The sequence below is a fragment of the Microbacterium halotolerans genome, from assembly GCF_003569805.1.
Classification (GTDB): domain Bacteria; phylum Actinomycetota; class Actinomycetes; order Actinomycetales; family Microbacteriaceae; genus Microbacterium; species Microbacterium halotolerans.
Genome location: NZ_KZ984054.1, coordinates 76,222 through 90,430, shown reverse-complemented (window position 1 = coordinate 90,430; position 14,209 = coordinate 76,222). Strand labels below are relative to the sequence as shown.

The 14,209-nt window shown below is 66.5% G+C and carries 13 protein-coding genes and 1 tRNA gene; 4 read left to right on the top strand and 10 right to left on the bottom strand.

The annotated features are described in order from the left end of the window. Nucleotides 1-22: 22 nt before the first annotated feature. The 4 genes from DZG09_RS14110 to DZG09_RS14100 form a co-directional block, all read right to left on the bottom strand. Nucleotides 23-667, bottom strand: a complete 645-nt coding sequence (locus DZG09_RS14110; protein WP_119698389.1) for an NAD(P)-dependent oxidoreductase — start codon at nt 665-667, stop codon at nt 23-25. Nucleotides 668-855: 188 nt separating this feature from the next. Then, nucleotides 856-927: transfer RNA gene (locus tag DZG09_RS16675), tRNA-OTHER, on the bottom strand. Between the two features lie 82 nt (nt 928-1,009). Then, nucleotides 1,010-1,516, bottom strand: a complete 507-nt coding sequence (locus tag DZG09_RS14105; RefSeq protein ID WP_119698388.1) for a flavin reductase family protein — start codon at nt 1,514-1,516, stop codon at nt 1,010-1,012. 69 nt (nt 1,517-1,585) lie between these two features. Next, nucleotides 1,586-2,593, bottom strand: a complete 1,008-nt coding sequence (locus tag DZG09_RS14100; RefSeq protein WP_240424051.1) for a CobW family GTP-binding protein — start codon at nt 2,591-2,593, stop codon at nt 1,586-1,588. A gap of 138 nt (nt 2,594-2,731) precedes the next feature. Here DZG09_RS14100 and pgi point away from each other — a divergent pair, with 138 nt between their 5' ends. Then, nucleotides 2,732-4,408 (top strand): glucose-6-phosphate isomerase, encoded by a 1,677-nt coding sequence (gene pgi / locus DZG09_RS14095; protein ID WP_119698386.1) that lies wholly within the window; start codon nt 2,732-2,734, stop codon nt 4,406-4,408. Nucleotides 4,409-4,510: 102 nt separating this feature from the next. Here pgi and DZG09_RS14090 read toward each other — a convergent pair whose 3' ends face one another. Beyond that, nucleotides 4,511-6,304, bottom strand: a complete 1,794-nt coding sequence (locus DZG09_RS14090) for a BCCT family transporter (RefSeq protein ID WP_119698549.1) — start codon at nt 6,302-6,304, stop codon at nt 4,511-4,513. Between the two features lie 397 nt (nt 6,305-6,701). Between DZG09_RS14090 and DZG09_RS14085 the strand changes: the two genes are divergently transcribed. Further along, the gene (locus tag DZG09_RS14085; protein ID WP_119698385.1) at nt 6,702-7,400 is read left to right on the top strand and encodes a metal-dependent transcriptional regulator; all 699 of its coding nucleotides are present in this window, start codon (nt 6,702-6,704) and stop codon (nt 7,398-7,400) included. 52 nt (nt 7,401-7,452) lie between these two features. On the opposite strand, the gene DZG09_RS14080 is transcribed toward DZG09_RS14085, so the two are convergent. From DZG09_RS14080 to DZG09_RS14070, 3 genes are read right to left on the bottom strand one after another with little or no spacing between them, the layout of a single operon-like run. Further along, the gene (locus DZG09_RS14080; protein WP_119698384.1) at nt 7,453-8,322 is read right to left on the bottom strand and encodes a metal ABC transporter permease; all 870 of its coding nucleotides are present in this window, start codon (nt 8,320-8,322) and stop codon (nt 7,453-7,455) included. Next, complete coding sequence (locus tag DZG09_RS14075) at nt 8,319-9,059, bottom strand: metal ABC transporter ATP-binding protein (protein ID WP_119698383.1); 741 nt, start codon at nt 9,057-9,059, stop codon at nt 8,319-8,321. The genes DZG09_RS14080 and DZG09_RS14075 overlap by 4 nt, the downstream gene beginning before the upstream one ends. After that, the gene (locus DZG09_RS14070; protein WP_205529193.1) at nt 9,056-10,000 is read right to left on the bottom strand and encodes a metal ABC transporter substrate-binding protein; all 945 of its coding nucleotides are present in this window, start codon (nt 9,998-10,000) and stop codon (nt 9,056-9,058) included. The genes DZG09_RS14075 and DZG09_RS14070 overlap by 4 nt, the downstream gene beginning before the upstream one ends. Before the next feature lie 393 nt (nt 10,001-10,393). Between DZG09_RS14070 and DZG09_RS14065 the strand changes: the two genes are divergently transcribed. Both DZG09_RS14065 and ilvD read left to right on the top strand, forming a co-directional pair. Further along, nucleotides 10,394-10,705 (top strand): response regulator transcription factor, encoded by a 312-nt coding sequence (locus DZG09_RS14065; RefSeq protein WP_240424050.1) that lies wholly within the window; start codon nt 10,394-10,396, stop codon nt 10,703-10,705. A 112-nt stretch (nt 10,706-10,817) separates the two neighbouring features. Further along, nucleotides 10,818-12,557 carry a dihydroxy-acid dehydratase gene (ilvD, locus tag DZG09_RS14060; RefSeq protein ID WP_119698382.1) on the top strand — a complete coding sequence of 580 codons (1,740 nt, stop codon included), beginning with the start codon at nt 10,818-10,820 and terminating at the stop codon, nt 12,555-12,557. A gap of 138 nt (nt 12,558-12,695) precedes the next feature. Here ilvD and bla read toward each other — a convergent pair whose 3' ends face one another. Both bla and DZG09_RS14050 read right to left on the bottom strand, forming a co-directional pair. Then, complete coding sequence (gene bla / locus DZG09_RS14055; protein ID WP_119698381.1) at nt 12,696-13,628, bottom strand: class A beta-lactamase; 933 nt, start codon at nt 13,626-13,628, stop codon at nt 12,696-12,698. Nucleotides 13,629-13,730: 102 nt separating this feature from the next. Then, nucleotides 13,731-14,144, bottom strand: a complete 414-nt coding sequence (locus DZG09_RS14050; protein WP_119698380.1) for a nitroreductase/quinone reductase family protein — start codon at nt 14,142-14,144, stop codon at nt 13,731-13,733. Nucleotides 14,145-14,209: the final 65 nt, after the last annotated feature.

Sequence of the window (14,209 nt, the reverse complement as noted above, 5' to 3'; positions counted from 1 at the left end):
GGACTCCGCAGCGAACCCGGGATCAGTACCCGACGGTGAAGCGGGTGCCGCGGTGCGCGGGAGTCGCCACCTCATCGGCGACGGCGAGGCCGAAGTCCGCACCTGAGATGAAGGACTCGCCCGCCTCGTCGGCGACGAGCACATCTCCGCCCGTGCGATACGTGCCGCGCGCCTCACCGGGCGCGAATGAACCGAAGCCTGCGGCAGGGCTGATGTAGAACCAGTCGAGGTCGTCGCCGCGCTCACGCAGCGCGTCGAGTATGCGGGCGGCCTCGCGCGCCTCCGGCTGCACGGGCTCGGGGAAGCCGTCGGTGTCGAACACCAGCGGACCGCCCTCGTAGGCCTGCAGCGACCCTGCCCCTCCGACGACGCCGAGGCGAGTACCGGATGCCGCGGCCAGGTCAGCCAGCTGCGCCGTACCCATCTCGACACGGCCGAGCATGTCGCCGCGCGCGGCGGCCGTGACGACCACCACGTCGGCATCGGCCACGATCTCGGACGCCACTGTCTCATCAGTGAAGTCACCCGTGCGGTACTCGACGCCGTCGACCGACGCCTCCGGCTGCGTCCGCGAGTACGAGACGACGTCGATCCCCTTGCCCTTCGCCTGCTCGATGATGTGGGCTCCGGCGTATCCGGTGCCTCCGATAACGGCCAGTCGCGTCATGTTTCCTCCGAGTCGCGGCCCTCGGTCGGGACCGTCTGGGTCATGCAACCACGCGCATCCGCCGAGTGTTCCCGACTCTTCCATCCGATCGAAGGACACGGGCGACACACGCACGGACCCGACGTGAGCGCATCCGGATGCGCAGATCGGGCCGCCGCCGGCCCGAGGCCGACCTTTGCGAAACGTAGACGCGGCGACGGGAGTCGAACCCGCTGCTCAGTCGGTATGAACCGCTGACCGAGACCACTCGGATCGCCGCGCGACGCTTCCACGCTAGCGAGGCCTGGGCATCCTGTCACCCGGTGTTGCGGATCTTCTCGCTATGAGGTTCCTGAACGCTCGTCAGAGCGCCGCACCGTTCGGATCGAAGCGGAAGAAGGTGCGGTTCTCGTACAGCAGCGGTGCGCCGGCCTCCGCTGGACACACCTCGACGATGTCGGCGATCACCAGCGAGGAGTCCGACACCCTGATGCTGTCGCGGATCCGCCCGCGCAGCGTCGCACGGGCACCGGCGAGCGTCGCGTTGCCGTTTTCGTCGAAGGTCCAGCCCTGCTCGGCGGTGAAGCGTTCCCTGCCCGAGACGGCGAAGGCAAGCGCCGTCTCGACGTGCTCATCGGTGAGGAAGTGGATCGAGAGGTTGTCCGCCTCCAGGATCGCGCCGGCCGTTCCGGTGGCGCGGGTGACGGAGAACGACACGGCGGGGGGCACGGCGGCCACCGAGCTCACGCTCGACGCCGTCAGACCGACGGGACCGGATGGGGTGCTCGCCGTCACGATGGTGACGGCCGCCGGGTGCGTCCGGAACACGGTCTTGAACGCGTCGCCCAGTTCTGCTTCATTCGACTGCATACTTCGACGGTACGCGCTCCGGATGGGACGGGCGCCGGATCCGCACGCGGGTTCGCTGTGAGCCTCTGCTTACCTGCTCAGGCGCTGGTAGCGCTCGAGACGGCGCAGACCCTCCGATGATGGCGCTGCGGCGGGCCGGAGCACCTCGGCGATGCGTTCCCGCACCGTGGCATCGAGGCGCATGCCGATCACCACGAGGCCATCCGCTGCACGCCCGACCGGAGCCTTCTCGACGTGCACCGATCGTCCGACGCGATGCACCGTGCAGATCCGCTGACCGCGGGCGGTGCGCACCGGCACCGTGCCCTTGATCCGATACGCCCCGGCCGGCGGGTTCTCGAGCAGTTCGATCAGCGCACCGGGGTCGACTGGTCCGTCTGCGACGCCGCCGACCGAGTCTGCGTGCGTGTGCGCCGACTCGGCAGCGATCTCCTCCCGCAGCAGCTGCGAAATCGGCAGCTGGTCCAGCGGGTCGTCCTCTCCCGCGATGTCGAAGACGAGAGCGGGGTCGATCGCACCGCGCTCGGCTGGCACCACCTCGACCGCAGGGTTATGCTCGCGGATCATCGCACCGAGCGCGGCTTCTCGCTCTGCACGCTCGGCGTCCGGCACCAGGTCGAGCTTGTTCACGACCGCGAGAGTGGCGGCGGCGTAGCGCGCCGGCGCGACGAGTCCCACCTCGACCGAGCGCTCGTGCTCGACGGCGTCGACGATCTCGACCACTCCCCCGAGACGGGCACGGTCCGCTCCGCTGAACCGGATGAGCCTGGCCAGTGCGACAGGCTCCGCCACGCCGCTGGCCTCCACGATGACTGCATCGAGACGCAGCCTCGGATCGGTGAGCGTGTCGAGCGCCTCGTCGAGACCGCCGGCATCAGGCATGCAGCACACGCAGCCGCCGGCAATCGACGCGGCCTCGTCGACCTGACCGACCACCAGCCCCGCGTCGACGTTGATCGCTCCGAAATCGTTGATGACCACACCGACGCGAGCACCGGGAGCCGCGAGCAGATGGTTGAGCACCGTCGTCTTGCCCGCTCCCAGCGGCCCCGTCAGAGCGATGACCGGCACGCTCATCCGGACCCCCATTCGTGATAACCGATCTCACCAGAGTAGGCGACTCCGACCTCGCGACACGCATCACGGCCTTGTGAGAGAAGAGGCACGCGGCGAAATCGTGTGCCGCAAGGGCGCTGTGCTCGGTAGGTTTGAGGTATGACTGCTCCCGTCGATCCCACGACCACCACCGCCTGGGCGGAGCTCGCCGCTCACCGCGACGCCCTCACTCCCGATCTGCGCGGCTGGTTCGCGCAGGACTCCGAGCGCGCCGAACGGCTCAGCCTCGACCTCGCCGACCTGCGCGTCGATCTGTCGAAGAACCTCATCACCGACGAGATCCTCGCCTCGCTCGTGAAGCTGGCAGATGAGACGGGTGTCGCCGAGCGCTACTCGGCCATGCTCGCGGGCGAGCACATCAACACCACCGAGGACCGTGCGGTGCTGCACACCGCGCTGCGCCGCCCCGCAGGCGGCTCCCTCGTCGTCGACGGACAGAGCATCGACGATGACGTGCAGGAGGTTCTCGCACGGGTGTCGGCCTTCGCTGACCGCGTGCGCAGCGGCGAGTGGGTCGGCATGACGGGCAAGCGGGTCACGCACGTCGTCAACATCGGCATCGGCGGCAGCGACCTCGGCCCTGTGATGGTGTACGAGGCACTTCGTCCCTACGCGGACGCGGGGATCGAGGCACGCTTCGTCTCGAACATCGACCCCACCGACCTCGCACAGAAGATCGCGGACCTCGACCCGGAGACGACGCTGTTCATCGTCGCGTCGAAGACGTTCACGACGCTCGAGACCCTGACCAACGCGCGCCTGGCACGGGACTGGCTGTGGACGCAGCTCGCCGAGCGCGGCGTGATCGACGGCGACGACGAGGCGAAGGACGAGGCTGTCGCGCGCCACTTCATCGCCGTATCGACCGCCCTCGACAAGGTCGCCGAGTTCGGCATCGACACCGAGAATGCGTTCGGATTCTGGGACTGGGTGGGCGGACGGTACTCGGTCGACTCGTCCATCGGCACCTCGCTGGCGATCGTGTTCGGCCCCCCGGCCTTCCGCGAGCTGCTCGCCGGGTTCCATGCCGTCGACGAGCATGTGCGCACCACGCCGCTGGAGAAGAACGTTCCCGTGCTGATGGGTCTGCTCAACGTCTGGTACACGAACTTCCTCGGTTCGCAGTCGCACGCCGTACTGCCGTACGCCCAGCAGCTCAGCCGCTTCGCCGCCTATCTGCAGCAGCTCACGATGGAGTCGAACGGCAAATCGGTGCGCTGGGACGGCACCCCCGTCACCACCGACACCGGCGAAGTGTTCTGGGGCGAGCCCGGCACGAACGGCCAGCACGCCTTCTACCAGCTCATCCACCAGGGCACTCGCCTCATCCCCGCCGATTTCATCGCGTTCGTGAACCCTGCGCACCCGCTGAAGGACGGCGAGCGCGACGTGCACGGCCTGTTCCTGGCGAACTTCCTCGCACAGACCAAGGCGCTCGCGTTCGGCAAGACAGCCGCAGAGGTCGAAGCGGAAGGCACGACCGGTCCGCTGGTCGCCGCCCGCACCTTCGAGGGCAACCGGCCGACGACATCGATCTTCGCACCGGCGCTCACCCCCGCCGTGCTCGGCCAGCTCATCGCGCTGTACGAGCACATCACGTTCACACAGGGCGTGATCTGGGGCATCAACTCCTTCGACCAGTGGGGCGTCGAGCTGGGCAAGCAGCTCGCCCTGCAGATCGCCCCCGCAATCGAAGGCGACCGCACCGCTCTGAAGGCACAGGACGCCTCGACGCAGGCCCTGCTCGCCTACTACCAGCAGCACCGCACAGCGTAGACATCTGACAACGGGCCCGACGGTATGAACCCGCCGTCGACCTCCACGCGAACGGCTCGCGGATCCCAGAGGGACCCGCGAGCCGTTCGCGTGCTGTGATGCCTACCGTTCGCCGCGGGGACGCGGCTGCGCCGGCTTCTCCCCCGTCCCCGGCCGTCGAAGGCCGCGGGTGCGGGACAACCGGTAATCGATCCGGTCATCGACGTACTCACGCACGGCGGGATCGTCGGTCAGCGACTGCCCGATCTCCTCGGTGAGGTGCTCGGAGATGCGCTCGAGACGCTCGACGCTCTCGATGTGCTGCTGCTGCACGTGCTCGTAGCGGAAGGCTCTGACGGTGGCGATGCACATCAGTATCAGGATGATGCTGAACGGCACCGCGGTGATCAGCGAGCCGGTCTGCAGGGTCGAGAGCCCGCCGGCGATCATCAGCGCGATCGCGAGCGCGCCCTCGAGGAACGCCCACAGCACACGCGACCAGACCGGTGGGTTCGGGTGCCCGCCGGAGGAGAGCATGTCGACCACAAGCGAGCCGGAGTCCGACGAGGTGATGAAGAACAGCGCAACGATGATGATCGTCATGACCGAGAGAATCTGGCCGAGGGGCAGGTCGCCGAGTACGGCGAACAGCGACCCCTCCGGCTCCACTGCGCCCGACTCCGGGTCGACCAGAGAGTTGTCCGTGAAGAACTCGCGGAACAGACCGGAGCCGCCCATCACAGCGAACCAGATGAATCCGACGATGGTCGGCACGAGCAGCACACCCGCGATGAACTGGCGCACGGTGCGTCCGCGCGAGATGCGCGCGATGAAGACGCCGACGAAGGGCGCCCAGGCGATCCACCAGCCCCAGTAGAAGATCGTGTTTCCGGCGAGCCAGTCGAGTGCGGCATCGCCCTGGAAGGCTCCGACGTCGACGGTCATCTGCATGATGTTCGCGAAGTACGCGCCGAGCGACTGCACGAGGGTGTCGAAGATGAACAGCGTCGGACCCAGCACCAGCATCGTCACCAGCAGGATGCCTGCGAGCGAGATGTTGATGTTCGACAGCCATTTGATGCCCGCACCGACACCGCTGACCACGGAGAACGTGGCGAGGAAGGTGATGACGACGATGAGGATGACCAGCAGCGTGGTGTCGAAGCCGTCGATGATGCCGACTTCCCGCATGCCCGTCGCGATCTGCTGCACGCCGAGCCCGAGCGAGGTGGCGACGCCGAAGACCGTGCCGAAGATGGCCAGCACGTCGATGACGTCGCCGATCCAGCCCTTCACCCGCTCACCGAAGAGCGGCTCGAGCGCCCACCGGATGGAGACGGGCCGACCGCGTCGGTGGATGGCGAACGCGAGCGCGAGGCCGATGACGGCGTAGATCGCCCACGGGTGCAGACCCCAGTGCATGAAGGTCTGCGCCATCGCCAAAGGAGCACCCTCGGGTCCCGCCATGTCGACGCCCGGCTTCGGGTCGACTGTGGCGAACTTCACCGGCTCGCCGACGCCGTAGAAGATCAGGCCGATCCCCATACCTGCGGAGAACAGCATCGTGAACCACGACATCACGCTGAACTCCGGCTTGTCCTGCTCACGACCGAGTTTGATGCTGCCGTACTTCGAGAGGGCGATGACGACTGCGAACACGATGAACGCACCGACCACGAGCATGTAGAACCAGCTCAGGTCCGCGACGATCCACCCCTGGACTGCGCTGAACGCATCGGCCGAGCCCTGCGGCCAGATGATGGCGATGACGGTGACGGCGACGATCACGATGATCGACGGCCAGAACACGCGTGGAGCGATGAGCCCCCTGCCGATCTTCACACCCTGCCGTCGAAGCTTCTCGGTGATCTCGTCGTCGGTGTCCTCCTCCGCGATGTAGTGCTCTTTCGGCACCATATCGATGGCCGGGTTCTCTTCGAACTCCGCACCGCTGATCGGATTGACGTGCGTGGCGAGCTCGTCGCCGTACTCGTCCGTACTCTCGTTCTCGCCGGTTGCGGAACTCACACTGCTTCCTCTCGTCGTTGGGCGACCGGACGCAGTGCCACGCCCCGGTACGGGCGCGGCAGGTGCGACCGGGCGTTCAGCCGCAACATAGCATGCGGCTGCCGGCGCGTCTCGCGTCGACGCTCCACCCCTTCGAATCCGTTGCGCGAGCGCACGACCCCGAAAAGGCACTCGCGACAGTGTAGTGGAGAGGGTCGGCGGCGTGCCGTCGCAACCCGAGATCCCCGAGACCGCGACCGCCCCATTGGTCGGCACGTAGTCAGAACTTCGGCAGTACGATGAGCGCATGTCCGTGTCTGAGTTGTCGCCGAGCACACAGAACTATCTGAAGGCGGTGTGGGGCCTGACGGAGTGGTCGTCTTGGCCGGTCACTCCCACGCTCATCGCAGAGCGCACAGGCTTGAAGCTCTCGTCGGTCTCAGACGCCGTCCGAAAGATGTCGAGCCAGGGACTGGTGGATCATGCCCCGTACGGCACGGTCGAGCTCACCGCGACGGGGCGCGCCTTCGCGTTGGCGATGGTGCGGCGGCACCGACTGATCGAGTCGTTCCTCGTCCATGTTCTGGGCTATTCGTGGGATCAAGTGCACGATGAGGCGGAGAACCTCGAACACGCGGTATCGGACTTCATGATCGATCGAATCGATAGGTTCTTGGAGTTCCCTACTCGCGATCCGCACGGCGATCCGATTCCATCGTCGGATGGCACGGTGAACATCCCGGACGCCAAGCAGCTGACGGACGTCGGCGCCGATGCAACGGTCGTCGTCGAGCGCATCTCAGACTCGGATTCTGCGCTGCTGCAGTTCTTCGAGGGTCATGGCATCGTCATCGGGGCGACCCTGACGACCAGCGAGAGTTCGCCGTATTCGGATGCGCTGGATGTGCGGGTGGAAGGAACAGAGGACTCGCTCCCCCTGGGCCGGTCGGCAACAGATGCTCTCTACGTGTCCGCATCGGCCGGGCGAGCGGTCGAGATCGCCTGAAGCGCTGCATCCGGACACATCGATTCCTAGGGTGTGCCTCACAATCAATCACCTAGTGCGCAGCTGCGATCCGACGGTGTCTGGATTCGATACGAGCGCCGATCAGGCCGTGACGAGGACTGAAGAGGTACACGAGGGCGAACACGATGCCTTGGACGACCACCACGAGTCCACCGGATGAGGCATCGATCCAGTAGCTGAGATAGATGCCGACGACGGAGGAGAGCGCGGACATCGCGGGCGCGATGAGAAGCATCCGCCCGAACCGGTCGGTGAGCAGATGGGCAGTGGCACCGGGGATGATGAGCATGGCGACAACGAGGATGACGCCGACGACCTGAAGCGCGACGACCGCGGTGAGCGCGAGCAGTCCGAGCAGGAGAGCTCCGAGGAACCGGGGGCTGAGCCCGATGGCGTGTGCGTGGGTCGAATCGAAGGCGTACAGGGTCAGGTCGCGTCGTTTGAGGACGAGTATGACGAAGGCGACGGCGGCGAGGACGCCGATCTGGGTCAGGTCACCGGTGGACACTCCGAGGACGTTGCCGAAGATGATGTGGTTCAGGTCGGTCTGGCTCGGAGTCACCGAGATGAGCACGAGCCCGAACGCGAACAGCGTGGTGAACACGATGCCGATCGCCGCGTCCTCCTTCACTCTGCTGGTACCGCGGATCGCGCCGATGAGTGCCACCGCCAGGAGCCCGAACACGAGCGCGCCGATAGCGAACGGAGCGCCGAGGATGTAGGCGATGACCACGCCGGGGAGCACGGCGTGCGAGACGGCGTCGCCCATGAGCGACCAGCCGACGAGGACGAGCCAGCACGACAGCAGCGCGCACACGATCGCGGCGATCACGGTCGTGACCAGCGCGCGCACCATGAAGTCGTACTGGAGGGGTTCGAGGATGAGGCCGAGGAGGCTCATGCGGCGCTGTTCTGATCGAGGACGTCGAGCCCGAAGGCGAGAGCGAGGTTCTCCGCACTGAGCGCATCGGCGACCGAGCCGTGGAAGAGCACCTTTCGCAGCAGAAGAACGGCTTCGTCGGCGAGCTGCGGCAGAGCGTGCAGGTCGTGGGTGGAGACGAGGATCGTGCGGCCGTCGGCTGCGAGCTCGCGCAGGAGCCGGACGATGGTTGCCTCTGAGCGCTTGTCCACGCCGGCGAACGGCTCATCGAGGAGGATGACGCCGGCGCCCTGCGCTATGCCGCGGGCGACGAATGCACGCTTCTTCTGCCCACCGGAGAGCTGCCCGATCTGCCGCTCGGCATACGCGGACAGCTCCACCCGTTCCAGCGCCTCCTCGACTGCGGCATGGTCGGCCGGCCGTGCTCGGCGCGTGGCGCCCTGATGCCCATAGCGGCCCATCATCACCACGTCGCGCACCGCGACGGGAAAGGACCAATCGACGTCCTCGCTCTGCGGCACATAGCCGACAGCACCTCTTCTACGCGCCCGTACAGGGTCAGCGCCATCGAGCAGCACACGGCCCCGATCCGGGCGCACCAACCCCATGACGGCCCTGAACAGGGTGGACTTTCCAGAGCCGTTCATACCGATCAGCCCGGTCACCCTTCCTGGTTCGACGGCCAGCGAGACGTTGTCGAGGGCGACGACGTCGCCGTAGCGAACGGTGACGCCGGCGACTTCGATCGCGACGGTCATGACGCGTCTCCGGTGAGAGCGTCGATGATCGTGGTCGAGTCGTAGCGGATGAGGTCGAGGTACGTGGGCACTGGGCCGTCGTCCGCGGAGAGGGAGTCGACGTAGAGCGTGCCGCCGAAGACGGAGTCGGTGGCGTCGATGACTTGCCTCACCGGCTTGTCTGAGACAGTGGACTCGCAGAACACCGCCGGCACGTCGTTCTCGTTCACGAACTCGATCGTGCCCGCGATCTGCTGCGGGGTGGCCTGGGACTCCGCGTTGACCGCCCAGATGTACTGCTCGCTCAGCCCGGCGTCGCGGGCGAGGTAGGAGAACGCTCCTTCACAGGTCACAAGCGCCCGCTCGTTCTCGGGAAGCGCCGAGAGCTCAGACACCAGTTCGTCCTGGATATCCTGCAGCTCCGCCTTGTAGGCATCTCCGTTCGCCTCGAAGTCAGCAGCGTGCTCCGGTGTCAGGTCGCTGAACGCATCGACCATATTGTCGACATAGATCTGCACGTTCACCGGGCTCATCCACGCGTGAGGGTTCGGTTTGCCCGCGTAGGAATCTTCCGTGATGTCCATGACCTCGACCCCGTCTGAGACGACGACGTGCGGCACATCGACGGATTCCACGAACTGCTCGAACCAGAGCTCGAGGTTCAACCCGTTGTCCAGGATGAGTTCCGCTTCCGAGGCCTTCGCGATATCGCCTGGCGTCGGTTCGTACCCATGGATCTCTGCCCCGACTTTGGTGATCGACTCGACCGCCAGGTGATCACCGGCGACGTTCTGCGCGATGTCGGCGAGCACGGTGAACGTCGTCAGAACCACGGATCGGTCATCCTCGGCGCCTATGTCGCCGTCGTCCGCGCTGCTGCACGCTGCGAGGGTGATCGTGAGCGAGATTGCGGCCGACAACGACATCATGCGGCGAAAGAGGCGTGTGCGGGTGTGGAGCATAGTCCGGTTCCTTGCTGAATCGTGTGGTCGGAAGCGGCGTGCGTAGGACTCGCCGCAGGCTCGAGGCAGACGGCGACGTTCCCGTTCCGGGAAGCGGCGGCCTGCACGGTGAGATGCCGCGATGAACCGATCGGCTTCGTCGTCCGACTCATCGCGCAGTCAGTACACTCACTCTAGTGTTCGTCTCAACGTAACTCCAAACATGGGCACGTCGTAGAACACTCGCCGCCTCGTAGAACAGGCGACCGCTGCCGTCGTCTTCGAGATACGAATCGTCCTCGCCGACGATGAGCACCTTCTCAGCGCTGCGCTTTCCGCGCTCCTTCCCAAAGGGCTCTCATCCTGACCAGGCACGCACGCCCCGGCGTTCTGCGACGCGCGCTCGAACTCGGTGTGCTCGGCTTCATGAGCAAGGCGTCCGACCCCGAGGACATCGTCAGAGTCGTCCAACAGCTCCATGACGGACATCGATGGACCGCCCGCGACGTGCTCGAAGCCACCATGGCCGACGATTCACCGCTCACTGCCCGAGAGGCGGACGTACTTCGCGTGACTCGCGAAGGCTGTTCAGCGCATGAGATCGCCCGGCGGCTGCACCTTGCCCCTGGCACCGTGCGGAACTATCTCTCCAACGCGATGCAGAAGACGAATACCACCACTCGGCACGATGCCGCCCGGTCAGCCGACGAGCGCGGCTGGCTCTGACCCCTCGGACGCTGCATGATTCGTCATGGGACGCGACGGACCACGCGGTATCGGGGTACTCGTTCACGACCGGCTGAACCGTGGCGACGTCACGCGCCCTAGACTCGTGTCCATGAGTGAGAGTAATGGTGCTCCGACAGACTCGACGACCGGCGCCGGCGGCCTGCCCGACGTCAAACCGCGCTCGCGCGATGTCACGGACGGGATCGAGCGGACCGCGGCGCGCGGAATGCTCAGAGCCGTCGGCATGGGCGACGACGACTGGGACAAGCCTCAGATCGGCGTCGGCTCGTCATGGAACGAGATCACGCCGTGCAATCTGTCACTGGACCGGCTGGCCAAGGGCGTCAAGGACGGTGTACACGAGGCGGGCGGCTACCCGCTGCAGTTCGGCACGATCTCGGTGTCTGACGGCATCTCGATGGGGCACGAGGGCATGCACTTCTCTCTGGTCTCGCGCGAGGTGATCACCGACTCCGTGGAGACCGTGATGAGCGCCGAGCGCATGGACGGTTCCGTGCTGCTGGCCGGATGCGACAAGTCGATCCCCGGCATGCTGATGGCGGCGGCCAGACTCGACCTGGCGAACGTGTTCCTCTACAACGGCTCGATCATGCCGGGATACGCCAAGATGTCCGACGGCACCGAGCGCGAAGTCACCATCATCGACGCCTTCGAGGCCGTCGGCGCCTGCCGCGCCGGTCGCATGTCGATGGAAGATCTGACGAGCATCGAGAAGGCCATCTGCCCGGGCGAAGGCGCCTGCGGCGGGATGTACACGGCCAACACAATGGCCTCCGCCGCCGAGGCCATGGGCATGTCCCTGCCGGGCTCGGCCGCACCACCGGCCATCGACAAGGCCCGCGACGAGTTCGCCGTCGAGTCCGGAAAGGCGGTCGTCGGGATGCTCCGGCGCGGTCACACAGCCCGCGACATAATGACGAAGGAGGCGTTCGAGAACGCCATCGCGGTCGTGATGGCCTTCGGCGGTTCCACCAACGCCGTCCTGCATCTGATGGCCATCGCCCACGAGGCCGAGGTCGACCTGCAGCTGGCCGACTTCGACCGGATCGGCAACAGGGTGCCGCATCTGGGCGACCTCAAGCCGTTCGGACGGTACGTGATGAACGACGTGTTCAAGATCGGCGGGGTGCCTGTCGTCATGAAGGCGCTTCTGGATGCCGGGCTGCTGCACGGCGACTGCCTCACGGTCACCGGGAAGACCGTCGCCGAGAACCTGGCGGATGTCCGTCCTCCGGATCCGGACGGCAAGATCCTGCACGCTGTGAACAGCCCGATCCATCCCACCGGCGGAATCACGATCCTGCACGGATCGCTCGCTCCGGGCGGTGCCGTTGTGAAGACCGCAGGCTTCGATTCGGCGGTCTTCGAAGGCACCGCCCGCGTCTTCGATCAGGAGCAACCAGCCATGGCGGCTGTGCTGGACGGCGAGATCAACCCCGGCGACGTCATCGTCATACGGTACGAAGGTCCCAAGGGCGGGCCGGGCATGCGCGAGATGCTGGCCATCACGGGTGCCATCAAGGGCGCTGGCCTCGGTGCCGACGTCCTGCTGCTCACCGATGGGCGGTTCTCGGGCGGCACGACGGGCCTGTGCATCGGGCATGTGGCACCGGAAGCGGTGGACGGCGGCCCCATCGCCTTCGTCCGCGACGGAGACACCATCCGGGTCGACGTCGAGAACCGGACCCTCGACGTCCAGGTCGACGCAGCCGAACTCGCCGCCCGTGCGGAGGGTTGGGAGCCGTTGCCTCCGCGCTACACCAAGGGCGTGCTGGCCAAGTACCGCAAGCTCGTCCAGTCGGCGGCCGTCGGCGCGGTCTGCGGCTGACGCCGACCCTCATGTGAAGACAGGTCGGCCCGTCGAGCCGCGGGAGGCCACGCACCGATTCATGCGTGGCCTCCCGCGAACGCGCAACGAGTCAGGCCGCTGAGCGAGGCGCGAATCCTCAGCTCGTCGGATGGGACCTCACGAACCGCCCCCGGCCGACCGCGCAAGCACGGCCTCGGCGACGCGTGCGACGAGTTCGTCCTCGTAGGCTGCATCCGGGTCGTACTTCTCCGTGAGAATCGCGACGATGATCGGAGACTGCCCGGGTGGAGTGACGACCGCAATGTCGTTCCGCTTCCCACCAGCGCCACCTGATTTGTCCGCCACAACCCAGTCCGCCGGTGCCCCGGCGCGGATGAGAGCGTCTCCCGTAGCGTTCGCGCTCATCCACTCCAGCAGCGTGGTGCGATCGGCGGGGTCGAGATGCTCGGGTTTCAGCACGGCGGCGAGACCTGAGGCGAAGGCCGCGGGAGCGGTGGTGTTGCCGGTCTCACCGGGAACGACCTCGTTGAGCTCCGGCTCGATGTCTGCTACATCGGTGGTGGTGTCGCCGAGAAGCTCGAGACCCGCTTGCAGCCCCTCCGTGCCTCCGATGCGGTCGAGGATGAGGTTCGTCGCCGCGTTGTCGCTGTCGCGCAGTGCGGCTTCCGCGAGCTGCGCCAGCGTGAGCCCGTCCGCCACGTGCTCGGCCGTGACCGGTGAGTATCCCGCTTGTGCCACGGTCTCGTCCGTCCAGGTGACGATTTCGTCGCGCTGTTCGGGCGCCACCTGGCGGAGCATCTCGGCGACGGCGAAGACTTTGAGCGTGGAGGCGTAGCCGAAGCGTTCGTCCGATCGGTACTCGATCGTCGCGCCGGTTCCGGTGTCGAGCACGCTCACACCCACACGAGCCTGGAACTCGTCCTCGAGCGATTCGAGATCGTCGTCGAGCACGGTCGCCGGTGGGGGCGAACTCTCCTGAGACGTGCTCGGCATCGGCGCCGGAACGTCATGGGCGGATTCGCCGCAGCCTGCGAGAAGCGGAACGGCGAGGGCCGATACGAGCATGATGAAGCGAGTTCGGGAGCGCATCGGTTCGTGACTTTCCTTCGAGATCAGCTCGGATCGGAGATGAATGCTGCATCTGCCGCGACCGCTGGGGGAACGTGGGCACGCGCCGCGCACGAGCGCGGTTCAGCCCGCACGGCGCAGCGCGACCACGGGGATGATGCGGCTCGTCTTGCGCTGGTACTCCGCAAAACCATCGCTGAACTCCTCGAAACGGCGCCACGCACTGTCGCGCTCGCCACCCGTGAGCACCTCGGCGACGACGCGCACCGTACCCTCATCAGGGTCCTCGATCTCGACCTCGGGGTGGGTGATGAGATTGTGAAGCCAGGCCGGGTTCTCCGGGGCGCCACCCTTCGACGCCGCGATCAGCCACACGCCGTCCTCTTGGCGCACAGCTGCAAGAGGAGTCACGCGCTTCGTTCCGCTCTTCGCCCCGACGTGGTGCAGCAGCACGAGGCTGCGCCCGAATCCCATCGTCCGCACGGTGCCGTCATTCGCACGGAATTCGTCGATGATGCTCTGATTCCAATCCGCCATCCCCTCATCCTGCCACTGGTGCATGCGAGGAGGCGCCGTCGCCCCGTGGCTTGCGTCGTACCGTC